Raw genomic sequence first — 24,344 nt, 5'->3', positions numbered from 1 at the left:
GGTCTCCCGCGCGGGACATTCACGCCAACATTCATTTAGGTATCCGTTCGCTTACCGCGGCCGGGCGCAGCAGTTCAACGGGGCTTACGCAGCTTTGGCCAGAGAGGCGCCGATTTGCCGGCTTGGATGACGCCGATCTCCTCGAACCCGTGGGCGGCGTAGAGCTGCCTGTTGTGGGGGTTGGTTGCTTCGAGGTACGCAGGCAATCCGCCGCGGTCGCAGCGCCCGGCCGCATGGCGGAGCAGTGCTGAGCCGAGCCCAGCGCGGCCGGCGTCCGGAAAGCCCAGCGGGCGACGGAAGACATCCACCGGCGATCGATCAATGAAAAATGTTGGTAGCGAGCCTCAGTGGCACTGGTGACTATGCCCGCCATGATCGTGTTCAGCGTCGGGCGACCCGTTCATCATCCGTAGCATCGGCATTCCACCGGACGCGAAGAATCGAACCACCAGCACCGCTGCGACGATCAGGAAAGCGATGTTCAGCCAGGTGGTGTAATTCCAGGAGATGCTGCCGGACATCACCATCGCGTTGCGGGCGCCCGGAATGAGATCGGCTGCCCCGAAGATCAATTCGACGAGATAGCCCGCGACGACCATCGCGGCGTAGAACGTCGTCAACAACGTCAGCATCATTCTGGCGCCGTAATACTTGCGATAGATGTTGAGGATCGGCAGGATCAGCAGGTCGGCGAAGATGAACGCGATGACCCCGCCGAAACTGATGCCGCCGTTCCACAGCACCGCGGCCAACGGCACATTGCCGATCGAGCAGACGAACGACACGATCGCGACGACTGGGCCCACGATCGGTCCCCACACCGACGACAGTGCCGGGTGGTTCGCTAAAAAGAAGCTCTGCCAGAAGCTCTCCGGGACCCACGCCGCGATTGCGCCGGCGATGAGCAATCCGATGACCAGGTCGCGCAGGATCGCCAGCCACTCCATCACGAAGACATGCGACACGGAGGTCAGACCCGGTCCGGAGAACAGCCGTCGCCAGAACGACACGTCGCCCTGGATCGACATGTCCATCGCCGCATGGCCTTCCATCGATCCGGCGATTCCCTTGTCTGCCTGTTCACGCGCGGCATCGATGAGCCGGCCGCGCACGAACAGCCGGAACAGTAGGGCCAGCACGATGATCATCAGCGGTCCGCCGACGAACTCCGCTGCGGTGAATTGCCAGCCCATCAGCAGCGCCAGGATGATGCCCAGTTCCACCACCAGATTGGTGGAGCCGATTTCGAAGGCCATGGCCGCGGTGAAGTCGGCCCCCTTGCGGAACAGCGAGCGGGCCAGCGCCACGGCGGCATAGGAGCACGACGACGACGCGGCGCCGAGCGTGGCCGCCACGGCCAGGGTGCGGGGCCTGTCGTCGCCCATCAAGGCCACGATTGTCGAGCGGCGCACAACAGCCTGGACGACCGCCGACAACGCGAAGCCCAGGATCAGCGCCCAAAGGATTTCCCACGTCATGGAACCTGTCAGCGTCAACGCGTGCAGCACTGCGTTCACGACTCTGTCCATCAAAGTTCCCTTCCGCTGTGACGCCGTCATATATACCCCCCAAGGGTATATATGCTGTCAATAGAGGCCTCGCCCGCTGTCCCGGTGGCTACGCCGGCGATAGTCTGGAACCAAATCACGTGGCTAGAGGCGGTTCGCGGGTGATGCGCAGCAAAAATTCAAGCCGACACACCGGAGTCATCACCGCAGTCACAGACGTAACACCAGGCACACTGGTAACTACAGATTTATGCAAGCCGCCAGGAGGGTATGGCCGTGTACCGAGTCTTTGAAGCGCTGGATGAATTGAGCGCGATCGTCGAGGAAGCCCGCGGCGTGCCGATGACCGCCGGGTGCGTCGTTCCCCGCGGTGACGTGCTTGAACTGATCGACGACATCAAGGACGCGATCCCTGGTGAGCTCGACGATGCCCAGGACGTGCTGGACGCCCGCGACGCGATGCTGCACGACGCCAAATCGCACGCCGACTCGATGGTGTCCTCGGCGACCACCGAATCCGAGTCGATGGTCAACCACGCTCGCGCCGAAGCCGACCGGCTGCTCTCGGACGCCAAGGCTCAGGCTGATCGGATGGTCAGCGAGGCCCGTCAGCACAGCGAGCGGATGGTCGGGGAGGCCCGCGAGGAGGCGATGCGCATCGCCGCGTCGGCGAAACGCGAGTACGAGGCCAGCATCAGCCGGGCCAAGTCCGAATGCGACCGCCTGATCGAAAACGGCAACCTCTCCTATGAAAAGGCCGTGCAAGAGGGCATCAAGGAGCAGCAGCGGCTGGTGTCCCAGAACGAGGTGGTGCAGGCCGCGCACGCCGAATCCACCCGTCTGATCGACACTGCGCACGCCGAAGCGGACCGGCTGCGCGGCGAATGCGACATCTACGTCGACAACAAGCTTGCCGAGTTCGAAGAGTTCCTCAACGGAACCCTGCGGTCGGTCGGTCGAGGCCGTCACCAGCTCCGGACCGCAGCCGGCACCCACGACTACGTCACGCGGTAGGCCCGACGGCCCGGTGACGGGCAGCTGAACTGAACGTGGACCTGTCAGCTGCGCGCCGTAGGATTCCACCTATGGCCAAGCAGCACAGCCAGACGGCGCAGCGACACATCACCACGCCGTTGACGATCGATATCGCTCGGCTGGGTCGACGGCCAGGAGCGATGATTCCGCTGCGCCAAAGCGTGGACAGCCCGCTGCGCATCGGCCTGGATCTGATCGCGATCCAGCCGGGAGCACCCCTGGAGCTGGACCTGCGGCTGGAATCGGTGTCCGAAGGGGTGCTGGTGACCGGCACGGTAACCGCACCCACCAGCGGCGAGTGTTCCCGGTGCCTGTCGCCAATCCAGGGCCGGGTGCAGGTTGCGCTGACCGAGCTCTTCGCCTATCCGAACAGTGCGACCGAGGCGACCACCGAGCAGGACGAGGTCGGCCACGTCGTCGCCGAGACCATCGACCTCGAGCAACCGATCATCGACGCCGTGGGGCTGGAATTGCCGTTCGCGCCGGTGTGCTCATCGGATTGCCCGGGTTTGTGCACGCAGTGCGGCATTTCGCTGGCCGCCGAGCCCGACCACCGGCACGATCAGATCGACCCCAGGTGGGCCAAGCTCGCCGGAATACTGCCCCCGCCGGACGGGGGCGAGCAGTGACCCCCTCCCGGCAGGTCCTGCTGGACGCGCTGGGCGTCGACCTGCCCGAAGACCTGCTCACGCTGGCGTTGACGCACCGCAGTTACGCCTACGAGAACGGCGGTCTGCCCACCAATGAGCGGCTGGAGTTTCTCGGCGATGCCGTATTAGGCCTCACCATCACCGACGAGCTCTACCACCGGCATCCGGACCGGTCGGAGGGCGACCTGGCCAAGTTGCGTGCCAGCGTCGTCAACACCCTGGCGCTGGCGGACGTGGCGCGCCGCCTGCCCGGCGACGGGCTGGGCGTGCACGTACTGCTCGGTCGCGGGGAAGCGAACACCGGTGGCGCGGACAAGTCCAGCATCCTGGCCGACGGGATGGAGTCGTTGCTCGGCGCAATCTATCTGCAGCACGGGATCGACGTCGCACGGGAGGTCATCCTGCGCCTGTTCGGCCCACTGCTGGACGCCGCGCCGACCCTGGGTGCCGGTCTGGACTGGAAGACCAGCCTGCAAGAACTCACCGCCTCGCTGACGCTCGGCACGCCGACCTACCAGGTGACCTCGACCGGGCCCGACCACGACAAAGAATTCACCGCGGTGGTGGTGGTGATGGAGACCGAATACGGGTCGGGCGTGGGCCGCTCCAAGAAGGAAGCCGAGCAGAAGGCGGCGTCGGCTGCGTACAAAACACTCGAGGCAGCGCACGTGCTCGACACCGCGGGGAAATCCTGAAGCTCCGATGACGGTGACAAGCCGGTGCCTGCTGCGCCGACAGTGAATTTCCCGACGGTCGCGCGGCGTGTCCGGTCGCGGATTGCACAGTGGGCCCAGGAGGGCGGACATGCCTGAGCTACCTGAAGTCGAGGTGGTGCGGCGCGGTCTGCAGTCCCATGTAGTCGACAAGACGATCACCGCCGTCCGCGTCCACCACCCCCGCGCGGTGCGGCGCCACGAGGCCGGCCCGGCCGACCTGACCGCCCGGCTGCTCGACGCCCGGATCACCGGCACCGATCGGCGCGGCAAGTACCTGTGGCTGACGTTGGGCACCGGCGAGGCCCTGGTGGTCCACCTCGGCATGAGTGGCCAGATGTTGCTGGGGGTGGTGCCGCGCGCTGACCACGTGCGGATTTCGGCGCTGCTCGACGACGGGACGGTGTTGAGTTTCGCCGACCAGCGCACCTTCGGCGGCTGGCTGCTTGCCGATCTGGTGACCGTCGACGGCAGCGTCGTGCCGCAGCCGGTCGCGCACCTGGCGCGCGATCCGCTGGATCCGCAGTTCAACGCCGCGGCGGTGGTGGATGTATTGCGGCGCAAGCATTCTGAGATCAAGCGCCAACTGCTGGACCAGCAGGTGGTCTCGGGCATCGGCAACATCTACGCCGACGAAGCCCTGTGGCGAGCCCAGGTCAACGGCGCGCGGATTGCGGCCACGCTGCCGCGTCGGCGGCTGGCCGCGGTGCTGGAATCGGCGGCTGAGGTGATGCGCGAAGCGCTGGCCAAGGGTGGCACCTCGTTCGATTCGCTGTACGTCAACGTCAACGGGGAGTCGGGTTACTTCGACCGGTCGCTGGACGCCTACGGCCGCGACGGGCAGCCGTGCCGGCGCTGCGGGGCGGTGATGCGCCGGGAGAAGTTCATGAACCGCTCGTCGTTCTATTGCCCGAAATGTCAACCGCGGCCGCGCCGTTGAGCCATTGACTCTGCGCTCAGGGCGCAGAAACGGCCGAAACAGCGCCCTCACCGCAGACTCAACACACAGAAGAGAGGAACTATGACGCAACTGTGGGTGGAACGCACCGGCACCCGCCGCTATACCGGGCACAGCTCCCGGGGAGCACAGGTGCTCGTCGGGAGCGAGGACGTCGAGGGGGTGTTCACTCCGGGCGAATTGCTGAAGATCGCGCTCGCCGCTTGTAGCGGCATGGCCAGTGACCAGCCGTTGGCCCGCCGGCTCGGTGACGACTACCGGGCGGTGATCCGCGTGTCCGGCGCCGCTGACCGGGAAAAAGAGGTCTACCCGCTGCTCGAAGAGACCCTCGAACTGGACCTGTCGGGACTGAGCGACGAAGACCGGCAACGGGTGCGCACTGTCGTCGACCGGGCCGTGGACGCGGTGTGCACAGTGGGTCGAACGCTGAGATCGGGCAGCACGGTGACGTTCGGAGTCCGCGATGTCGGGGCCTGACGTGCGACTGACCGCCTGGGTGCACGGCCACGTCCAGGGCGTCGGTTTCCGCTGGTGGACGCGCTGCCGCGCGCTGGAGCAGGGGTTGACGGGGTACGCCGCCAACCACGCCGACGGGCGCGTGCTCGTCGTGGCCAACGGGCCGCGTGAGTCCGGCGAGAAGCTGCTGGACCTGCTGCGCGGGGACAGCACGCCGGGACGGGTGGACAAGGTCGTCGCCGACTGGTCGGAGCCGACCGAGCAGTTCACCGGATTCGTCGAGCGTTAGCGGGCACGGCCCTCGCCGAGCGTCACGCCAGCGTGGCGTCGGGCGTTGGCTGCCACGCTGGCGTGACGTTCGGCGCGACGGGTGAGGGCCAAGCGCTTAGCTGCTCGTCGACTGTCACGCCAGCGTGGCGTCGGGCGTTGGCCGCCACGCTGGCGTGACGTTCGGCGCGACGGGTGACGGGCGATGGCCACGCGCTCGGCTGCTGGCGTGACGCTCGGCGCGATGGCAGACGGCCCGAGTAGTCTGGCTCGCCATGTACCTCAAGAGTCTGACGCTGAAGGGCTTCAAGTCCTTCGCCGCGCCTACGACTCTGCGTTTCGAGCCGGGCATCACCGCCGTCGTCGGGCCCAACGGCTCCGGCAAGTCCAATGTGGTCGACGCGCTGGCCTGGGTGATGGGCGAACAGGGCGCCAAGACGCTGCGCGGCGGCAAGATGGAAGACGTCATCTTCGCCGGCACCTCCTCCCGTGCCCCGCTGGGACGCGCCGAGGTCACCGTCACCATCGACAACTCCGACAATGCACTGCCGATCGAGTACTCCGAGGTGTCCATCACCCGCCGGATGTTCCGCGACGGCGCCAGCGAGTACGAAATCAACGGCAGCAGTTGCCGTTTGATGGATGTCCAGGAACTCCTGAGCGACTCCGGCATCGGCCGCGAGATGCATGTGATCGTCGGGCAGGGCAAGCTCGACGAGATCCTGCAGTCCCGCCCCGAAGACCGGCGGGCGTTCATCGAAGAAGCCGCGGGCGTGCTCAAGCACCGCAAGCGCAAGGAAAAGGCGCTGCGCAAACTCGACGCGATGGCAGCCAACCTGGCCCGTCTGTCGGACCTGACCACCGAACTGCGGCGCCAGCTCAAGCCGCTGGGCCGGCAGGCCGAAGTGGCCCGGCGTGCCCAGACCATCCAGGCCGACCTACGCGATTCCCGGTTGCGCCTGGCCGCCGACGACCTGGTCAGCCGGCGCACCGAACGGCAGGCCATCTTCGACGCCGAAGCGTCCATGCGCCGCGAGCATGACGAAGCCGCGGCCCGCCTGTCGGTCGCCGCGGAGGAACTGGCCGCGCACGAAGCGGCACTGTCGGAGCTCTCCGGACGCGCCGAATCCGTCCAGCAGACCTGGTTCCGGCTGTCCGCGTTGGCCGAACGGGTCGGTGCGACGGTGCGGATCGCCAGCGAGCGGGCGCAGCATCTTGACGTGGAACCGGTCCGGGCCAGCGACACCGACCCCGACGCGTTGGACGCCGAGGCCGACGAGGTGGCGTCTGCCGAGCAGCAACTGCTGGCAGAACTGGACGAGGCCCGCGCCCGCCTGGACGGCGCCCGCGCCGAACTGGCCGAGTGGGAGCGCCGCGCGGTCGAGGCGGACAAGGCGCACCTGGCGGCGGTACGCGCCGAGGCGGACCGGCGCGAAGGTCTGGCGCGGCTGGCCGGCCAGGTGGAGACCATGCGGGCGCGGGTCGAGTCGACCGACGAGAGCCTCGCGCGGCTCTCCGAGCGGATCGAGCAGGCCGACGCCCGTGCCCAACAGACCCGCGCCGAGTTCGAGAGCGTGCAGGGTCGCGTCGGGCAGCTGGACCAGGGTGAGTTGGGCCTGGACCAGCAGTATGAGCGGACGATGTCCGCGGTGCGGCTGGCCGACGCGCGGGTCGCCGAGCTGCAGACCGCCGAACGTAGCGCCGAACGCCAGGTCGCCTCGTTGCGGGCTCGCATCGACGCGTTGTCGGTGAGCCTGGAACGCAAGGACGGGACCGCCTGGCTGACCCGAAATCACGGTGGCGCAGGGCTTTTCGGTTCGATCGCGGAGTTGGTCAAAGTGTCCCCGGGCTACGAGGCGGCGGTGGCAGCGGTGCTGGGGTCGGCGGCCGACGCGCTGGCCGCCGACAGCCTGGGCACCGCGCGCAGCGCGGTCACCGCGCTCAAACAGGCCGACGGTGGTCGTGCGGCGCTGGTGCTCAGCGATTGGCCCGCACCGACGCCTGAGTCGCCGGAGTTGCCCGACGGGTCCCGCTGGGCGCTGGACCTCATCGACGCGCCGGCCCGGCTGCGTGGGGCGTTGGCGGCGATGCTCTCCGACGTCGCGGTCGTCGAGGATCTCGGTCACGCGCTGGACCTGGTGGCCAGCCGTCCTCAGCTGCGCGCGGTCACCCGCGACGGCGACCTGGTGGGCGCGGGCCGGGTGAGCGGCGGGTCGGACCGCAAGTTGTCCACGCTGGAGGTCGCCTCAGAGATCGATAAGGCGCGCAGCGAACTGGCCGCCGCCGAAGAACAGGTCGCTGCGCTCAGCGCCGCGCTGTCCGGGGCGCTGACCGAACAGAGCGCTCGCCAGGATGCCGCCGAGCATGCGCTGGCGGCGCTCAACGAGTCCGACACCGCCATTTCGGCGATGTATGACCAGCTCGGCCGGCTGGGTCAGGATGCGCGGACGGCCCAGGACGAGTGGACCCGATTGCTGCAGCAACGCGAACAATTGGAAGCCGGGCGCGCCGGGACCGTCGAGGAAGTGGCCGAGCTGGAGACGCGGCTGCGCAATGCGCAGCAAACCGAGTACGTCACCGAGGAGGAGGCAAGCCCGGCGCAGGCGCGTCAGGAGATCGCGGCCGCCGCCGACCGGGCACGCAGCGTCGAGGTCGAGGCCCGGCTGGCAGTGCGCACCGCCGAGGAGCGGGCCAATGCGGTGCGCGGGCGTGCCGACTCGCTGCGCCGGGCCGCCGCGGCCGAACGCAAGGCGCGATCGCTGGCCGAACAGGCGCGCGCAGCCCGGGTGCGGGCCGCCGCGGTGGCCGCCGCGGTCGCCGAGTCCGGTCGGTCGCTGGCCGGTCGGCTCGATCTCGTCGTGGCCGCGGCGTCGAAGATGCGGGACGAGCTGGTCGCCGAACGCCAGCAGCGGGCAGCGGCAATGACCGCAGTTCGCGAGGAGACCAACACGTTGAGCGCGCGGGTGGCGGCGCTCACCGATTCGCTGCACCGCGACGAGGTGGCCAACGCCCAGGCGGCGCTGCGCATCGAGCAGCTCGAGCAGATGGTCCTCGACCAGTTCGGCATGGCGCCGGCCGACCTGGTCGCCGAGTACGGACCCGACGTCCCGCTGCCGCCGACCGAGCTGGAGATGGCCGAGTTCGAGCAGGCCCGGGAGCGCGGGGAGCAGGTCGTCGCGCCCGCCCCGATGCCCTACGACCGCACCACCCAGGAGCGTCGGGCCAAACGCGCCGAGCGGGAGCTGGCCGAACTGGGACGGGTCAATCCGCTGGCCCTGGAAGAGTTCGCTGCGCTGGAGGAGCGGTACAACTTCCTGTCCACCCAGCTCGAAGACGTCAAGGCCGCCCGCAAGGATCTGCTCGACGTCGTCGCTGACGTCGACGCCCGCATCCTGCAGGTGTTCAGCGAGGCATTCTTCGACGTCGAACGCGAGTTCCAGACCGTATTCACCGCGCTGTTCCCCGGCGGCGAGGGCCGGCTCCGGCTGACTCAACCCGACGACATGCTCACCACCGGCATCGAGGTGGAGGCCCGTCCGCCGGGCAAGAAGGTGACCCGGCTGTCGTTGCTGTCCGGCGGCGAGAAGGCGCTGACGGCGGTGGCGATGCTGGTCGCGATCTTCCGGGCCCGCCCGTCGCCGTTCTACATCATGGACGAGGTGGAGGCCGCGCTGGACGACGTGAACCTGCGCCGCCTGATCGGGCTGTTCGAGATGCTGCGGGACCGCTCGCAGCTGATCATCATCACCCACCAGAAGCCCACCATGGAAGTGGCGGACGCGCTCTACGGCGTGACGATGCAAGGTGACGGCATCACCGCCGTGATCTCGCAGCGGATCCGGGGGCAGCAGGTCGATCGGCTAGCTACCACGCCGGTATAAGCCGGTTGCTCCGACGGGCTGCAGAACTGCCCGGCGTTCGAGCGTGCCATTGGTTACGGGGTGTGCACTCAGGGCGTCGGGTGTGCACGCAGGGCCTGGAATGTGCACTGGCGGCGGGATTCTCGCCGGATTGCCGCCCTGGTTACACCGCTGAAACCCTGACTTCACACTCAACGCCCGGCCCGCACACCCGACGTCGGAGCGCGTGGGCAGCGCACGCGAACAGCCCAGCCCAAGAGCCGCCCGACCCGCCCCCAACCCGCCGAGTGCCTGACACCCCCCGGCTGGAAGGATTGTCCGCGTGTCCGAAGGTCTATGGATCGCCGTCGCGGTCGTCGCCGTCCTGCTCGTCATCGCGGCGCTGGTCGTCGGACTGGTGCGGTACCGCACGCGCAGGATCAGCCTGGCGCCGCGCCCGCAAACCGACGCGATCGATAAATCCGGCGGCTACACCGCGTCGTCCGGCATCACGTTCAGCCAGACCCCGACGCCGACCCTGGACCGGCCCGAACCGGTAGAGCGGATCGACACCAGCGGTCTGCCCGCCGTCGGGGACGACGCGACCATCCCGCGCGACGCGCCCAAGCGCCCGATCTCCGAGGTCCACCTCCCTGAGGTCGAGGCGCCGCCGGCCGAACCCGAGATCCCCGAAGGTCTCGAGGTTCTCGACGTCCTGGAACCGGAAGCGCCCGAAGCGCCCGCGGTGGAGGAGATCGAACCGACCGAAGGGCGACTGGAACGCCTGCGCGGCCGGCTGGCCCGGTCGCAGAACGCGCTCGGGCGCAGCATGCTGGGCCTGATCGGCGGCGGCGACCTGGACGAGGACTCCTGGCAGGACGTCGAGGACACCCTGCTGGTCGCCGACCTGGGCCCGGTGGTCACCGAGTCGGTGGTGAGCCAGCTGCGCGCCCGGCTGGCCAGCACCAACGTGCGCACTGAGGCCGACGCCCGCGCGGTGCTGCGGGACGTCCTGATCAAAGAGCTGCATCCCGAGATGGACCGATCCATCCGGGCGCTGCCGCACGCCGACCATCCGTCGGTGTTGCTGGTGGTCGGCGTCAACGGCACCGGCAAGACGACCACGGTCGGCAAACTGGCCCGGGTGTTGGTGGCCGACGGTCGCCGCGTGGTGCTGGGTGCGGCGGACACCTTCCGGGCCGCGGCGGCCGATCAGCTGCAGACCTGGGCGTCGCGGGTCGGCGCGGAAGTGGTGCGCGGCGCCGAGGGCGCTGACCCGGCGTCGGTGGCGTTCGACGCCGTCGACAAGGGCATCGCGGCCGGCGCCGACGTCGTCCTGATCGACACCGCCGGCCGGTTGCACACCAAGGTCGGCCTGATGGACGAGTTGGGCAAGGTCAAGCGCATCGTGACCCGTCGGGCGTCGGTCGACGAGGTGCTGCTGGTGCTCGACGCCACGATCGGGCAGAACGGACTGGCCCAGGCCAAGGTGTTCGCCGACGTCGTCGAGATCACCGGCGCGGTGCTGACCAAGCTGGACGGAACCGCCAAGGGCGGCATCGTTTTCCGCGTCCAGCAGGAACTCGGCGTGCCGGTGAAGTTGGTCGGGCTGGGCGAAGGCCCCGACGATCTGGCGCCGTTCGAGCCCGCGGCGTTCGTCGACGCCCTGCTCGGCAAGTAGGTATTACACAGCAGTCTTTACGTTAATCCTGACGAAACATCGCCGCCCCATTCGCGCAACAACTTATGCGCATGGTTCTGGGCAGGTCGCCAGTCATCCATCTGGGGCCCTCCCGATGCTGACTGGAGGTGATAGCGAGTGAGTTTCCCGATTATGGGCCAGCCCAACACGGGCGATACCGCCTGGATGCTGGCGAGTTCCGCGCTCGTTCTGTTAATGACGCCGGGCCTGGCGTTCTTCTACGGCGGCATGGTGCGCGCCAAGAGCGTGCTCAACATGATCATGATGAGCATCAGCGCGATGGGCGTCGTCACGGTGCTCTGGGTGCTCTACGGCTACTCGATGGCATTCGGCACCGACACCGGCAACGTGGTGGGCAGCCCGACCCAATACTTCGGGCTCAAGGGGCTCATCGGCGGCAACGCCGTCGCGGCCGACCCCACCAAGACTCCGCCGTTGGCGGCGACGGACATTCCGCTGGCCGGCACCTTGCCCGCCACCGTGTTCGTGGCCTTCCAGCTGATGTTCGCGATCATCACCGTCGCTCTGATCTCCGGCGCGGTCGCCGACCGGCTCAAGTTCAGCGCCTGGCTGGTGTTCTCCGGCCTGTGGGCGACGCTGGTCTACTTCCCGGTCGCGCACTGGGTGTTCGCGTTCGACGGGTTCGCCGCCGAGAAAGGCGGCTGGATCGCCAACAAGCTGCACGCGATCGACTTCGCCGGCGGTACCGCGGTACATATCAACGCCGGTGTGGCCGGCCTGGTCCTGGCGATCGTGCTGGGCAAGCGCAAGGGTTGGCCCACCACGCTGTTCCGGCCGCACAACCTGCCGTTCGTGATGCTCGGCGCCGGCCTGCTGTGGTTCGGCTGGTACGGGTTCAACGCCGGTTCGGCGACCAGCTCCAACGGTGCTGCCGGTTCGACGTTCCTCACCACCACGGTGGCGACGGCCGCGGCGATGCTGGCCTGGCTGCTCACCGAGCGCATCCGCGACGGACACGCGACGACGTTGGGCGCGGCCTCGGGGATCGTCGCCGGCCTGGTCGCCATCACGCCGTCCTGTTCGTCGGTGAACGTCGTCGGTGCCCTGGTGATCGGCGTGGTCGCCGGTGTGCTGTGTGCGCTGGCCGTCGGGTTGAAGTTCAAGCTCGGGTTCGACGACTCGCTCGACGTGGTTGGGGTGCACCTGGTCGGCGGGCTGGCCGGCACCTTGCTGGTGGGCCTGGTCGCCGCTCCGGAAAGTGTGGCGATCAACGGCGTGAGCGGCGTGTCCGCCGGATGGTTCTACGGCGGGGGCCCGGACCAGCTGGAACGGCAGGCTGTCGGGGCGTTCGCCGTGCTGGCCTACTCCGGCGTGGTCACGCTGGTCCTGGCGCTTATCCTGAAGTACACCATCGGGCTGCGTCTGGGGGCTGAGCAGGAGGCCGCCGGGATCGACGAGTCGGAGCACGCTGAGAGCGGCTACGACTTCGCGGTCGCCAGTGGTTCGGTGCTTCCGAGGGCCAGCATCCCGCCGCAGAGTAGCGTCAACGGCCGGGAAGAGCGCGTGGGCGAGAAAGTGGAGGCGGAGTAGACATGAAGCTGATCACCGCGATCGTAAAGCCGTTTACCCTCGACGACGTCAAGACCAGCCTCGAGGACGCCGGCGTCCTGGGCATGACCGTCAGCGAGATCCAGGGCTACGGGCGGCAGAAGGGTCACACCGAGGTCTACCGGGGTGCGGAGTACTCCGTCGACTTCGTGCCCAAAGTGCGGATCGAGGTCGTCGTCGACGACGCCATCGTCGACAAGGTCGTGGACAGCATCGTCCGGGCCGCCCGGACCGGCAAGATCGGCGACGGCAAGGTGTGGGTCAGCCCGGTCGACACCATCGTGCGCGTCCGCACCGGTGAGCGCGGATCGGACGCTTTGTGAGTAGAACCGGCCGGGTGTGACCACGACGGACCGGCCGGATTCTTCACAGACACCAGAAAGCGCCGCGGCGGCAGTCGATCTGGCTGCCGCCCGGCGCGAACTGTTGTCTGAGGGGCTCCAGGGGCTCACCCCCGCGCAGATGCGCCAGAGGGTCCTCGAACTGCACGAATCCTGGCTGAAGGCCAAGGCTGCCGAGATCGGCATCGGCGACGGCAGCGGATACGCGATCGTGGCGGTGGGCGGGCTGGGCCGGCGCGAGTTGCTGCCGTACTCCGACCTCGACCTGGTGCTGCTGCACGACGGCAAACCCGCCGACGTGCTGGGCCCGGTGGCGGACAAACTGTGGTATCCGTTGTGGGACGCCAACATTCGGCTCGACCACAGCGTGCGCACCGTCAGTGAGGCGCTCAGCACGGCCAACGCGGACCTGACCGCCGCCCTGGGCATGCTGGAAGCGCGGCACATCGCCGGCGAGGAGCAGCTCTCGGCAGATCTGGTCAGCGGGGTGCGACGGCAATGGCGCACCGGAATCCGTTCCCGCATGGACGAACTCGTCGACATGACGCACGCCCGCTGGTTGCGGCTGGGGCGCATCGCCCACCGGGCTGAGCCCGACCTGAAATCCGGCCGCGGCGGGCTGCGCGATGCGCAGTTGCTCAACGCACTGGCGCTGGCCCAGCTCATCGACCGCAGCGGCATGTCCCGGACGGACAACCCGGCCGGGTCACTCGACGAGGCCTACCTCACGTTGCTCGATGTGCGCACCGAACTGCACATGGTGTCGCGCCGCGGACGCGATCAGGTGCTCGCCCAATTCGCCGACGAGATCAGCGCCGCATTGGGCGTCGGCGACCGGTTCGACCTGGCGCGCATGCTCTCCAGCGCCGGACGCACCATCGGCTACCACGCCGTCACCGGCCTGCGCACCGCCGCCAACGCGCTGCCCCGGCGCGGCATCTCGGCGTTCATCGGCCGGCCCAAACGCCGCCCGCTGGACGAGGGCGTGGTCGAGTACGCGGGGGAGATCGTGCTGGCCCGCGAAGCCCAACCCGACCGTGATCCCGGCCTGGTGCTGCGGGTGGCGGCGGCGTCGGCCGACAGCGGCGTGCCGATCGGCGCGGCGACGCTGAGCCGGCTGGCCGACAGCGCACCGCCGCTGCCCACGCCCTGGCCGCGGGAAGCCCTGGACGATCTGCTGGTGGTGTTGCTGGCCGGACCCACCGCGGTGCCCACCATCGAGGCGCTCGACCGCACCGGGCTGTGGGGACAGCTGCTGCCGGAGTGGGACGCGATCCGCGACCTGCCGCCCCGCGACGTCTCGCACAAGTGGACGGTGGACCGCCACGTCGTCGAGTGCGCGGTGCACGCCGCGCCGCTGACCACCAACGTCGCCCGGCCCGACCTGCTGGCACTCGGCGCGCTGCTGCACGACATCGGCAAGGGTCGCGGCGTGGACCACTGTGTGTTCGGCGCGGACCTGGTGGTTCCGATCGCTGAGCGCCTGGGGTTGTCGGCCGCTGACATCAACACGCTGACGCAGATGGTCCGCCATCATCTGCTGTTGCCGATCACGGCCACCCGCAGCGACCTGAACGACCCGGCGATCATCGAGTCGGTGTCCGAGGCGCTGGGTGGCGATCCGCAACTGCTCGAACTGATGCACGCGCTGTCCGAGGCCGACTCCAAGGCCACCGGACCCGGGGTGTGGAGCGACTGGAAGGCCTCGCTGGTCGAGGACCTGGTGCGCCGGTGCCGGATGGCGATGGCCGGTGAGACGTTGCCGCAAGCCGAACCCACTGCGCCGCACTATCTTTCACTGGCCGCCCAAAAAGGGGTGCACGTCGAGATCAATGCCGGCGATGGCGAGCGGCTGACTGCGGTGATGGTGGCCCCGGACGAGCGCGGCCTGGTGTCCAAAGCGGCTGCGGTACTGGCGCTGAACTCGCTGCGGGTGCATTCAGCGTCGGTGAACGTGCACGAGGGCGTTGCGATCACCGAGTTCGTGGTCTCGCCACTGTTCGGTTCGCCGCCGGCGGCCGACATGCTGCGTCAGGCGTTCGTGGGTGCGCTGCGCGGTGACGTCGACGTGCTGGGGACGCTGGAGAAGCGGGATCTGGAGGCCACCAGCTCGGCGACCGCGCGGGCGGGGGAGGTGCAGGTGGGCGTGCCAGTCACCCGCTCGACCGCGCCGCCGCGCATCCTGTGGCTGGACACCGACACACCCGGGCAGCTGATCCTGGAAGTCCGCGCGATGGACCGGGTGGGCCTGCTCGCCCTGCTGGCCTGGGCGCTGGAACGCGCCGACACCGACGTCGTCTGGGCGAAGGTGAACACGTTCGGTTCGACGGCCGCCGACGTGTTCTGTGTGACGGTCCCGCCGGACTCGAACGCCCGCACCGCGGTGGAAAAGAACTTGCTGGACGTGCTGGGCGCCCCGGCGGTGGTGATGGTCGACGAGCCGGTAGGGGACTAGCCCGGTTCGCCCCGCTGCCCACCGGCCGCCGGGTGTGCGGTTTCCGACAGGACACGCCGCCGAAGCGTCGCCATTTTCACACTCGCCGAGACGGTTGCGGCGCTACTCCGAGTTCAATTGCCGCACCGCGACGATCCGCTCCTGGAGCTGATCCCGCGTCGCTGCGGCGATCGGTGGGCCGCCGCAGCGCCGCCGCAGCTCGTTGTGGATCCAGCCGTGCGGCTTGCCGGTGCGGTGATGTGCCACCGAGACCAGCGCGTTGAGCTCGCGACGCAGTTCGCGCAGCTGTCCGTGGGTGGTGACCGGCACCGCCGGTCCAGCGACGGCCGCACGCTTCTGCAGCTGCTCGTCCTGGCGGCGGTGCAGCAGCGCACGCATCTGCTCGGCGTCGAGCAGGCCGGGAATGCCGAGATAGTCGGCCTCCTCGTCGCTGCCCGCGGGGGTGGCGGTACCGAACGACGACCCGTCGAAGATGACCTGATCCAGCTCGGCGTCGGCCCCCAGCGAGACGAAGCCCTTTTCTTCGCCGGACTCGTTCTGCTCCTTGACGGCGGGGTCGTCCAGCAGCGGGTCGTCGAGCGACTCGCGGTGCGGTTTGCCCAGCACGTGATTGCGCTGGGCTTCCAGCTCGCTGGCCAGCTGCAGCAGATTGGGCACCGACGGCAGGAAGATGCTGGCCGTTTCACCGGGCCGGCGGGATCGCACGAACCGGCCGATGGCCTGGGCGAAGAACAGGGGGGTCGAGGCGCTGGTGGCGTAGATGCCAACCGCGAGCCGGGGCACGTCCACACCCTCGGACACCATCCGCACCGCGACCAGCCACCGACTGGTGCCGGCCGAGAACTCGCTGATCCGGGCCGACGATTTCGGGTCGTCGGAGAGCACGACCGTGGGGTCCTCACCGGTGAGCTTCATCAGCAGCTTGGCGTAGGCACGGGCCGCGGTCTGGTCGGAGGCGATGATCATGCCGCCCGCGTCCGGCACGTGCTCGCGCAGCTGACGCAGCCGGCGATCGGCCGCGGTGATGACCGCCGGCATCCACTCTCCGGCCGGATCCAGCGCGGTGCGCCACGCCCGCGCCGTCTGCTCGGCCGACAGCGGCTCACCGAGGCGCGCCTCGTGTTCTTCCCCGGCGCTGTCCCGCCAGCGGGCCTGCCCCGAATAGGCCATGAACACCACCGGGCGGACCACGCCGTCGGCCAGGGCTTCGGCGTATCCGTAGGTGTGATCGGCGCGAGACCGGCTGAGCCCGTCGGCGTCGGGTTCGTAGGTGACGAACGGGATGGGGCTGTCGTCGCTGCGGAACGGCGTGCCGGTCAGGGCCAGGCGGCGGGTGGCGTCGCTGAAGGCCTCCCGCATGGCCTCGCCCCACGTCTTGGCGTCACCGCCGTGGTGGATCTCGTCGAACACCACCAGGGTCTTGCGCTGCTCGGTGCGTACCCGGTGCAGCGTCGGGTGCGCGGCCACTTGGGCGTAGGTGACGACGACGCCGTGATATTCCGGGGAGGTCTGCGGGTTGGAGTTGGAGAACTTCGGGTCCAGCGACAGCCCCTGGCGGGCGGCGGCCTGCGCCCACTGGATCTTGAGGTGCTCGGTGGGCACGACGACGGTGACTTGCTCGACCGCGCGGTGGGCGATCAGCTCGCCGGCGATCCGCAACGCGAAGGCGGTCTTGCCGGACCCCGGGGTGGCGACGGCCAGGAAGTCGCGCGGCTCGGTGCCCAGGTACTTGACCAGGGCGCGGCGCTGCCAGCCACGTAGCGACCGCGTTGTGTCGGCTGGAAAGTGTCCGACCGGCTGCAACGACAACAATCCCCCCGTGACGGTCTGTGCTGGGCTGTAAAACATAGCATGGCAACGGTTTTCGGTGCGGTAGCGACGTGAGCCTACCGCGGCGCGTCGCGGGTTTCGAGCCTCGGCGACGTCGGGCCAGCCCGGCGCAGTTCGCTCGCGCTTCGTCGAGACTGTACGGGTGGCGAGGTCCCGCGGCGTGTCGCCGCCCAGGTTTCAGTGTCGCCGCCCGGGTTTCAGTGTCGCCGCCCGGCCGCGCGACTTCAGGCCACACCACTAGGCTTGCCTACGTGTTTGAATCGCTCTCCGACCGGTTGACCGGTGCGCTGGCGGGGCTGCGCGGCAAGGGCCGCCTGACCGACGCCGATATCGACGCCACCACCCGCGAAATCCGGCTTGCGCTGCTCGAAGCCGACGTATCGCTGCCGGTGGTCCGGGCGTTCGTGCACCGGATCAAGGAACGTGCCCGGGGCCACGAGGTGTCCGCCGCGCTCAACCCGGCCCAGCAGGTCGTCAAGATCGTCAACGAGGAATTGATCGGCATCCTCGGTGGCCAGACGCGCGAGCTGGCCTACGCCAAGACGCCGCCGACGGTGATCATGCTGGCGGGTCTGCAGGGGTCGGGTAAGACGACGCTGGCCGGCAAGCTGGCTTATCGCCTGAAAAATCAGGGTCACACGCCGCTGCTGGTGGCCTGTGACCTGCAGCGGCCCGCCGCGGTGAACCAGCTGCAGGTGGTCGGGCAGCGCGCCGGCGTTCCGGTGTTCGCGCCGCACCCCGGCGCCTCACCCGAGTCCGGCCCGGGTGACCCGGTCGCCGTCGCGGCCGCCGGCATCGCGGAAGCCAGAGCCAAGCACCACGACTTCGTGATCGTCGACACCGCCGGACGCCTCGGCATCGACGAGGAGCTGATGGCACAGGCGGCCGCCATCCGCGACGCTGTCGACCCCGACGAAACCCTGTTCGTCCTGGACGCGATGATCGGCCAGGACGCTGTCGCCACTGCGCAGGCCTTCGGCGAGGGCGTCGGCTTCACCGGCGTGGTGCTGACCAAGCTGGACGGTGACGCTCGCGGTGGCGCGGCGCTCTCGGTCCGCGAAGTCACCGGTGTGCCAATCCTTTTCGCCTCCACCGGAGAGAAGTTCGAGGACTTCGACGTCTTCCACCCCGACCGGATGGCCAGCCGCATCCTGGGCATGGGCGACGTGCTGAGCCTGATCGAACAGGCCGAGCAGGTCTTCGACGCCCAGCAGGCCGAGGCGGCCGCCGCCAAGATCGGTGCCGGCGAGCTCACCCTGGAGGACTTCCTCGAGCAGATGCTCGCCGTGCGCAAGATGGGCCCGATCGGCAATCTGCTGGGCATGCTGCCCGGTGGGGCGCAGATGAAGGACGCGCTGGCTGAGGTCGACGACAAGTCGCTGGACCGCATCCAGGCGATCATCCGCGGCATGACCCCCCAGGAGCGGGCCGACCCGAAGATCATCAACGCCTCGCGGCGGCTGCGCATCGCCAACGGTTCGGGTGTCACCGTCGCCGAGGTCAACCAGTTGGTGGACCGCTTCTTCGAAGCGCGCAAGATGATGTCGTCGATGCTCGGCGGCATGGGCATCCCAGGCATGGGGCGCAAGTCCGCGACGCGCAAATCCAAGGCAGCCAAGGGCAAAAAAGGCAAGAAGGGCGCACGCGGTCCCACGCCGCCCAAGGTCAAGAGCCCGTTCGGCGCGGGCATGCCGGGGATGCCGGCCGGTTTCCCGGATCTGTCGCAGATGCCGGAGGGCCTCAACGAGCTGCCACCCGGCCTGGCCGACTTCGACCTGTCCAAGCTGAAGTTCCCGGGCCAGAAGTAGTCGCGCCGTGCACCTGCACGTGCGGGGGCGGACCCTGCCCGACGAAAGCCCGATCGAGCTGTGGGTCGCCGACGGCCGCATCAGCACTGAATCGGTGGCCGGTGCCGACACGATCTTCGCCGACGGCTGGGTGATACCCGGCCTGGTCGACCTGCACTGTCACATCGGACTCGGCAAAGACGGCGGCGTCGAACTCGACGAGGCGATCGCGCAGGCCGAGACCGAGCGGGACGTGGGTGTACTGCTCGTGCGCGACTGCGGCGTGCCGATCGACACCCGCAGCCTCGACGACCGCCCGGACCTGCCCCGGATCATCCGGGCCGGGCGCCACCTCGCCAGACCCAGGCGCTACGTCCCCGGCCTGCCGCTGGACCTCGAGGACGAAGCGGACCTGCCGGCTGCGGTCGCCGAGCAGGCGCGACTCGGCGACGGCTGGGTCAAGCTGGTCGGGGACTGGATCGATCGCAGCATCGGCGACCTGGCCCCGCTGTGGTCCGACGACGTCCTCAGAGCCGCCATCGACGCTGCGCACGAGCACGGCGCCCGGGTCACCGCCCACATCTTCGGTGAGGACGGGTTGCCTGAGCTGATCCAGGCCGGCATCGACTGCATCGAGCACGGCACCGGACTGACCGACGACACCATCGCCATGATGCTCGAACACCGCACGGCCCTGGTGCCGACGCTGATCAACCTGGAGAACTTCCCGGGTATCGCCGACTCGGCGCAGCGCTACCCGGTCTATGCCGCTCACATGCGGGAGCTGTATGCCCGCCGCAACGAACGCCTGTCCGCGGCCCGGGCGGCCGGAGTGCCGATCTACGCGGGCAGCGACGCCGGCGGCATGATCCGGCACGGCCGGGTCGCCGACGAGGTCGAGGCGCTGAAGGGAATCGGCATGAGTCCCACCGAGGCGCTGGGTGCGGCGTGCTGGGACGCCCGGCGCTGGTTGGGCCGACCCGGGCTGGACCACGGCGCTTCGGCCGACCTGTTGTGTTACGCCGAAGATCCGCGCCAGGGACCGGACGTGCTGTCGCGGCCCGATCTGGTTGTGTTGCGCGGCAAAGTCTTTCAGCCCAGCTGAGGCTGGCCGCAGCGGGCATCCGCCGGTCTGGCTACTATCACCGCATGGCCCCGGTCAACGGCGCCGACGACGGCCCCGATCCCGACGAACAGCCGGTCCGCCGGCTTTCGCCGTTGACCACTTCGCGACGCTGGCTGCGCCGCGGCATACTCGCACTGGCCGCCACCATCATGGCGATCGGTTTGTTCGCCGAAGGCAAGACGGTCGTTCACGACCGGCGCCACCACGCCGCCCCGGTTCCACTGGACGGCACCTATCGCATCGAGGAAGAACGCTCCCAGCAGACTTTCGACAACCGGCCTGACCCACAGCCCCCCGACGTGACCACCAGCTGGGCCATCCGCTCGTCGTGCACCTCCGGCGGCTGCCGGGCCGCGGCGATTCTGCTCGACGACCACGGCCACACCGTGATGGTGTTCGAATTCGCCGACGGGCAGTGGCGGTCGCGGCCGAGAACCGTGCGCGTTCCGTGCGCGGCCTCCGAGACTTCGGCGAACCATCAGCAAGCCACGCAGGTGCTGTCGCTGCGGCCCCGCTCCCACTCAGAGCTGGTCGGCGAGATGGTGACCACGGTGACCGGCGACGAGTGCGGCCGGCGCGGTGGCGTCATCCGCGTCCCGGCTGCAGCGCACCGCAGCGGAAACGTGCCGCCGGGCGTCGACGTCCCGGACCCCGCGGCCAGCCCTTGAAAAGATTGCGAGCGATCGCTATCTATGTTAGCGTCGCGGCAGCCCACGACTTGGAGGAACTGTGACTTACGACGTGATCATCCGTGACGGCCTGTGGTTCGACGGCACCGGTGCGGTGCCGCAGACCAGGACGTTGGGCATCCGCGATGGCGTGGTGGCCGCCGTGTCGTCGGTGCCGCTGGACGAGACCGGCTGTCCCGAAGTGATCGACGCGGCCGGCAAATGGGTGCTGCCCGGCTTCATCGACGTGCACACCCACTACGACGCCGAGATCCTGCTCGACCCGGGACTGCGCGAGTCGGTGCGGCACGGGGTGACCACCCTGTTGCTGGGCAACTGTTCGCTGTCGACGGTCTACGCCAACTCCGAGGATGCCGCCGACCTGTTCAGTCGCGTCGAGGCGGTGCCGCGCGACTTCGTCCTCGGTGCGCTGGAAAGCAACAAGAACTGGTCGACGCCTCAGCAGTACATCGAGACGCTCGACGCACTGCCGCTGGGGCCGAATGTGAGTTCCATGCTCGGTCATTCGGACCTGCGGACCGCGGTGCTCGGCCTGGAGCGGGCCACCGACGAGACAGTGCGGCCCACCGACGCCGAACTGGAGAAGATGGCGAAGTTGCTCGACGAGGCGCTGGACGCCGGAATGCTGGGCATGTCGGGGATGGACGCGCCGATCGACAAGCTCGACGGCGACCGCTTCCGGTCCCGTGCGCTGCCGTCCACCTTCGCGACGTGGCGGGAACGGCGCCGGCTGATCAAGGTGCTGCGCAAGCGCGGCCGCATCCTGCAGAGCGCGCCCAACGTCAACAGCCCGCTGTCCCCGCTGATGTTCTTCCTCACCAGCAGTCGAATCCTCAACCGCCGCAGGGGTGTTCGGATGAGCATGCTGGTCTCCGCCGACGCCAAGTCGATGCCGATGGGGGTGCATGTGTTCGGCCGCGGTACCCGGCTGCTCAATAAGCTGCTGGCTTCCAGCGTGCGGTTCCAGCACCTGCCGGTGCCGTTCGAATTGTATTCCGACGGAATCGATCTGCCGGTTTTCGAGGAGTTCGGTGCCGGCACCGCGGCGTTGCACCTGCGGGACCAACTGCAGCGCAACGAGCTATTGGCCGACGAAGCCTACCGCCGCCGGTTCCGCCGCCAGTTCGACCGCAAGAAGCTCGGACCGTCGTTGTGGCACCGTGACTTCCACGACGCTGTCATCGTGGAATGCCCGGACAAGTCGTTGGTGGGCAAGAGCTTTGGCGCGATCGCCGACGAGCGCGGACTGCACCCGCTGGACGCGTTCCTCGACATCCTGGTCGAGAACGGGGAGCGCAATGTGCGCTGGACGACCATCGTCGCCAACCACCGGCCCAAGCTGCTGGACAAACTGGCCGCCGATCCCAGCGTGCACATGGGGTTCTCCGACGCGGGCGCGCACCTGCGCAACATGGCGTTCTACAACTTCCCGCTGCGACTGCTCAAGCGGACGCGGGACGCACTGCAGGCCGGCAAGCCGTTCCTGACCGTGGAACGAGCCGTGTACCGGCTGACCGCCGAGGTCGCCGAGTGGTTCGGCATCAACGCCGGCACCCTGCGCGAAGGCGACCGGGCCGACTTCGTCGTCATCGACCCCGCCCACCTCGACGACTCGGTGGACACCTACCACGAGTCCGAGGTCCCGTTCTACGGCGGACTGAGCCGCATGGTGAACCGCAACGACGCGACCGTGGTCGCCACCGGGGTGGGCGGCGCTGTGGTCTTCCGCGACGGCGAGTTCCGCGAGGGCTACGGCCAGACCGTCAAGTCGGGACGCTACCTGCGCGCCGGTGAGCGGCAGGCGGCCGCGGTCAGCGTGCCGGCCTGAGATGGCCAGGACGCAGCAGCAGCGTCGCGAGGAGACCGTCGGGCGCCTGCTGGACGCGTGCATCGACACCATCGTCGAGTCCGGGTACGCCCGAGCCTCGGCGGCGGTGATCACCAAACGCGCCGGGGTGTCGGTGGGTGCGCTGTTCCGGCACTTCGACAACATGGGCGACTTCATGGCCGCGACGGCCTCGGAGGTGTTGCGCCGGCAGATCGAGACGTTCACCAAACAGGTCGCCGAGATTCCGGCCGACCGGCCGGCGCTGGAGTCGGCGCTGGCGATCCTGCGCGACATCACCGCCGGCTCCACCAACGCGGTGCTCTACGAGCTGATGATCGCCGCGCGCACCGACGAGAAACTGAAAGCGACCCTGCAGCACGAACTTTGGCAATACCGCGCCAAGATGTACGACGCGGCGCGCACGATGCCGGGGACCGAACACATCCCGCAGGACACGCTGCCGGTCCTGGTGGCGCTGCTGACCAATGTCTTCGACGGTGCCGCGATCGTCGAAGGCGTACTGCCGCAACCCGAAATCGCCGAGCGCCGGATCCCGGTGCTGACCGAGCTGCTCACCGCGGCGTGGCCGAACCCGCGCGCCTGAGCGCCCGCACCTCTGGGCGAGCAGACACAGAATCGCACGAGCACAAGCGATTTCGTGCGATTCTGCGTCCGCTCGCGGGCGAGTGGCCGGGGTTACAGCGAGCCGATGCCGGACTGCGGGCCCACCGCGAATCCCCAGTCGAACAAGTTGCCCGCCTGGTCCCAGTACGTTGGGCCACCCGCGGTGACCAACCCGTACATCATGGCGATCACCAGCCGGCGGCCACCGCGCGCGGCCGCGCCCACGAAGGTCTTGCGGGCGGCGTTGGTGAAACCGGTCTTGCCGCCGATGGCGCCGGGATACCGGACCAGCAGCTCGTCCTGGTTGAGGATCGGCTGGTCGCCGGTGTCGCCGGGGAACATCGCCGACGGTTCGGCAGTGATGCGGGCGAACGTCGGGTTGGCCATCGCCGCGCGGAAGATGACCGCGAGATCATGGGCGGTCGTCCAACCGGAGCCGTCGGCGCCGTCCAATCCGGACGGGGTCGTCGCGTGGGTGTTCCCGGCGCCCAGCGACGCGGCTTTGGCGTTCATCTTGCCCACCGCGGCGTCCTGGCCGCCGAGCATGTGCGCCAACGTGTTGGCGGCGTCGTTTCCCGACACCAGCAACAGGCCGTCGAGCAACTGGCGGGCGGTGTAACTGCGGCCCGGCTTCACCCCGGCGCAGTTGCACTCGGCTGCGGTGTCGGTGAGGTCGGCCACCACGGTGGAGTTCAGGTCCAGCTCGTCGAGCGCCACCAGCGCCAGCAGCACCTTGATGGTGCTGGCGGGTGGGTGCGGCACATTCTGGTCGCGGCCGGCCAGGACCTGCCCACTGTCCAGATCGGCGACGATCCAGGTCTGCGCCGGCCCGTCCGGGATCGGCACCGAACCGGCCACCTGCTGCACATCGGTGTCGGCTTCCGACACTGGGGACGTGACGCCTGCGGCCCAGATCATCGCCAGCGCGGCGGCGGTAGCCACGAGCTTTCGCATGGGCGCAGAGTTT

At 68.8% G+C, this 24,344-nt stretch carries 19 protein-coding genes; 16 read left to right on the top strand and 3 right to left on the bottom strand.

Features of this window, described 5'->3' with window-relative positions:
• Positions 1-344: 344 nt before the first annotated feature.
• Positions 345-1,529 carry a permease gene (locus tag AC5Y3Z_RS00620; RefSeq protein WP_473139975.1) on the bottom strand — a complete coding sequence of 395 codons (1,185 nt, stop codon included), beginning with the start codon at positions 1,527-1,529 and terminating at the stop codon, positions 345-347.
• A 255-nt stretch (positions 1,530-1,784) separates the two neighbouring features.
• On the opposite strand from AC5Y3Z_RS00620, the gene sepIVA reads away from it, so the two are divergent.
• The 11 genes from sepIVA (at position 1,785) to AC5Y3Z_RS00565 (ending at position 15,493) form a co-directional block, all read left to right on the top strand.
• Entirely contained in the window at positions 1,785-2,522 is a 738-nt protein-coding gene (gene sepIVA / locus AC5Y3Z_RS00615) for a cell division protein SepIVA (RefSeq protein ID WP_463827182.1), read from the top strand.
• Positions 2,523-2,593: 71 nt separating this feature from the next.
• Positions 2,594-3,172, top strand: a complete 579-nt coding sequence (locus AC5Y3Z_RS00610) for a YceD family protein (RefSeq protein WP_473139974.1) — start codon at positions 2,594-2,596, stop codon at positions 3,170-3,172.
• Positions 3,169-3,888, top strand: coding sequence for a ribonuclease III (gene rnc, locus AC5Y3Z_RS00605; RefSeq protein WP_463827041.1), 720 nt, complete (start codon positions 3,169-3,171; stop codon positions 3,886-3,888). Before AC5Y3Z_RS00610 ends, rnc begins: the two co-directional genes overlap by 4 nt.
• 109 nt (positions 3,889-3,997) lie before the next feature.
• Positions 3,998-4,846, top strand: a complete 849-nt coding sequence (mutM, locus tag AC5Y3Z_RS00600; RefSeq protein WP_463827040.1) for a DNA-formamidopyrimidine glycosylase — start codon at positions 3,998-4,000, stop codon at positions 4,844-4,846.
• An 81-nt stretch (positions 4,847-4,927) separates the two neighbouring features.
• The gene (locus AC5Y3Z_RS00595; protein WP_499917962.1) at positions 4,928-5,341 is read left to right on the top strand and encodes an OsmC family protein; all 414 of its coding nucleotides are present in this window, start codon (positions 4,928-4,930) and stop codon (positions 5,339-5,341) included.
• Positions 5,328-5,609, top strand: coding sequence for an acylphosphatase (locus AC5Y3Z_RS00590; RefSeq protein WP_473139972.1), 282 nt, complete (start codon positions 5,328-5,330; stop codon positions 5,607-5,609). The genes AC5Y3Z_RS00595 and AC5Y3Z_RS00590 overlap by 14 nt, the downstream gene beginning before the upstream one ends.
• Positions 5,610-5,862: 253 nt before the next feature.
• Positions 5,863-9,468, top strand: a complete 3,606-nt coding sequence (smc, locus tag AC5Y3Z_RS00585; RefSeq protein ID WP_473139971.1) for a chromosome segregation protein SMC — start codon at positions 5,863-5,865, stop codon at positions 9,466-9,468.
• 301 nt (positions 9,469-9,769) lie between these two features.
• The gene (gene ftsY / locus AC5Y3Z_RS00580; RefSeq protein ID WP_473139970.1) at positions 9,770-11,107 is read left to right on the top strand and encodes a signal recognition particle-docking protein FtsY; all 1,338 of its coding nucleotides are present in this window, start codon (positions 9,770-9,772) and stop codon (positions 11,105-11,107) included.
• A gap of 153 nt (positions 11,108-11,260) precedes the next feature.
• Entirely contained in the window at positions 11,261-12,679 is a 1,419-nt protein-coding gene (locus AC5Y3Z_RS00575) for an ammonium transporter (RefSeq protein ID WP_463827181.1), read from the top strand.
• Between the two features lie 2 nt (positions 12,680-12,681).
• Positions 12,682-13,020 carry a nitrogen regulatory protein P-II gene (gene glnB / locus AC5Y3Z_RS00570; protein ID WP_463827035.1) on the top strand — a complete coding sequence of 113 codons (339 nt, stop codon included), beginning with the start codon at positions 12,682-12,684 and terminating at the stop codon, positions 13,018-13,020.
• Positions 13,021-13,036: 16 nt separating this feature from the next.
• Entirely contained in the window at positions 13,037-15,493 is a 2,457-nt protein-coding gene (locus tag AC5Y3Z_RS00565; protein WP_473139969.1) for a [protein-PII] uridylyltransferase, read from the top strand.
• A 102-nt stretch (positions 15,494-15,595) separates the two neighbouring features.
• Here AC5Y3Z_RS00565 and AC5Y3Z_RS00560 read toward each other — a convergent pair whose 3' ends face one another.
• Positions 15,596-17,341 carry a DEAD/DEAH box helicase gene (locus tag AC5Y3Z_RS00560; protein ID WP_473139968.1) on the bottom strand — a complete coding sequence of 582 codons (1,746 nt, stop codon included), beginning with the start codon at positions 17,339-17,341 and terminating at the stop codon, positions 15,596-15,598.
• 233 nt (positions 17,342-17,574) lie between these two features.
• Between AC5Y3Z_RS00560 and ffh the strand changes: the two genes are divergently transcribed.
• The 5 genes from ffh (at position 17,575) to AC5Y3Z_RS00535 (ending at position 23,357) form a co-directional block, all read left to right on the top strand.
• A complete protein-coding gene (ffh, locus tag AC5Y3Z_RS00555) occupies positions 17,575-19,131 on the top strand; it encodes a signal recognition particle protein (protein ID WP_473139967.1) in 1,557 nt (518 codons plus the stop codon).
• A gap of 7 nt (positions 19,132-19,138) precedes the next feature.
• Entirely contained in the window at positions 19,139-20,215 is a 1,077-nt protein-coding gene (locus tag AC5Y3Z_RS00550; RefSeq protein ID WP_463827031.1) for a metal-dependent hydrolase family protein, read from the top strand.
• A gap of 44 nt (positions 20,216-20,259) precedes the next feature.
• Positions 20,260-20,904, top strand: coding sequence for an Rv2253/PknI dimerization domain-containing protein (locus tag AC5Y3Z_RS00545; RefSeq protein WP_473139966.1), 645 nt, complete (start codon positions 20,260-20,262; stop codon positions 20,902-20,904).
• Positions 20,905-20,965: 61 nt separating this feature from the next.
• Entirely contained in the window at positions 20,966-22,753 is a 1,788-nt protein-coding gene (locus AC5Y3Z_RS00540; RefSeq protein WP_473139965.1) for an N-acyl-D-amino-acid deacylase family protein, read from the top strand.
• A gap of 1 nt (position 22,754) precedes the next feature.
• A complete protein-coding gene (locus AC5Y3Z_RS00535; RefSeq protein ID WP_473139964.1) occupies positions 22,755-23,357 on the top strand; it encodes a TetR/AcrR family transcriptional regulator in 603 nt (200 codons plus the stop codon).
• 92 nt (positions 23,358-23,449) lie between these two features.
• On the opposite strand, the gene AC5Y3Z_RS00530 is transcribed toward AC5Y3Z_RS00535, so the two are convergent.
• On the bottom strand, positions 23,450-24,331 hold the full coding sequence (locus AC5Y3Z_RS00530; protein WP_463827027.1) for a D-alanyl-D-alanine carboxypeptidase family protein: 882 nt from the start codon (positions 24,329-24,331) through the stop codon (positions 23,450-23,452).
• Between the last annotated feature and the right edge of the window lie 13 nt (positions 24,332-24,344).

This window comes from Mycobacterium sp. NGS61 (genome assembly GCF_059812325.1).
The sequence above is the reverse complement of the archived record's forward strand: the minus strand, read 5'-3'. Positions and strand labels throughout refer to the sequence as shown.

What these genes read in the sequence shown, in the direction of transcription:
- smc (WP_473139971.1), top strand. Translation starts at nt 5,863, where the DNA reads ATGTACCTCAAGAGTCTGACGCTGAAGGGCTTCAAGTCCTTCGCCGCG.
- AC5Y3Z_RS00545 (WP_473139966.1), top strand. Translation starts at nt 20,260, where the DNA reads ATGGCCCCGGTCAACGGCGCCGACGACGGCCCCGATCCCGACGAACAG.
- AC5Y3Z_RS00595 (WP_499917962.1), top strand. Translation starts at nt 4,928, where the DNA reads ATGACGCAACTGTGGGTGGAACGCACCGGCACCCGCCGCTATACCGGG.
- AC5Y3Z_RS00590 (WP_473139972.1), top strand. Translation starts at nt 5,328, where the DNA reads ATGTCGGGGCCTGACGTGCGACTGACCGCCTGGGTGCACGGCCACGTC.
- AC5Y3Z_RS00610 (WP_473139974.1), top strand. Translation starts at nt 2,594, where the DNA reads ATGGCCAAGCAGCACAGCCAGACGGCGCAGCGACACATCACCACGCCG.
- mutM (WP_463827040.1), top strand. Translation starts at nt 3,998, where the DNA reads ATGCCTGAGCTACCTGAAGTCGAGGTGGTGCGGCGCGGTCTGCAGTCC.
- glnB (WP_463827035.1), top strand. Translation starts at nt 12,682, where the DNA reads ATGAAGCTGATCACCGCGATCGTAAAGCCGTTTACCCTCGACGACGTC.
- AC5Y3Z_RS00560 (WP_473139968.1), bottom strand. Translation starts at nt 17,341, where the DNA reads ATGTTTTACAGCCCAGCACAGACCGTCACGGGGGGATTGTTGTCGTTG.
- AC5Y3Z_RS00575 (WP_463827181.1), top strand. Translation starts at nt 11,261, where the DNA reads ATGGGCCAGCCCAACACGGGCGATACCGCCTGGATGCTGGCGAGTTCC.
- AC5Y3Z_RS00620 (WP_473139975.1), bottom strand. Translation starts at nt 1,529, where the DNA reads ATGGACAGAGTCGTGAACGCAGTGCTGCACGCGTTGACGCTGACAGGT.
- AC5Y3Z_RS00530 (WP_463827027.1), bottom strand. Translation starts at nt 24,331, where the DNA reads ATGCGAAAGCTCGTGGCTACCGCCGCCGCGCTGGCGATGATCTGGGCC.
- AC5Y3Z_RS00535 (WP_473139964.1), top strand. Translation starts at nt 22,755, where the DNA reads ATGGCCAGGACGCAGCAGCAGCGTCGCGAGGAGACCGTCGGGCGCCTG.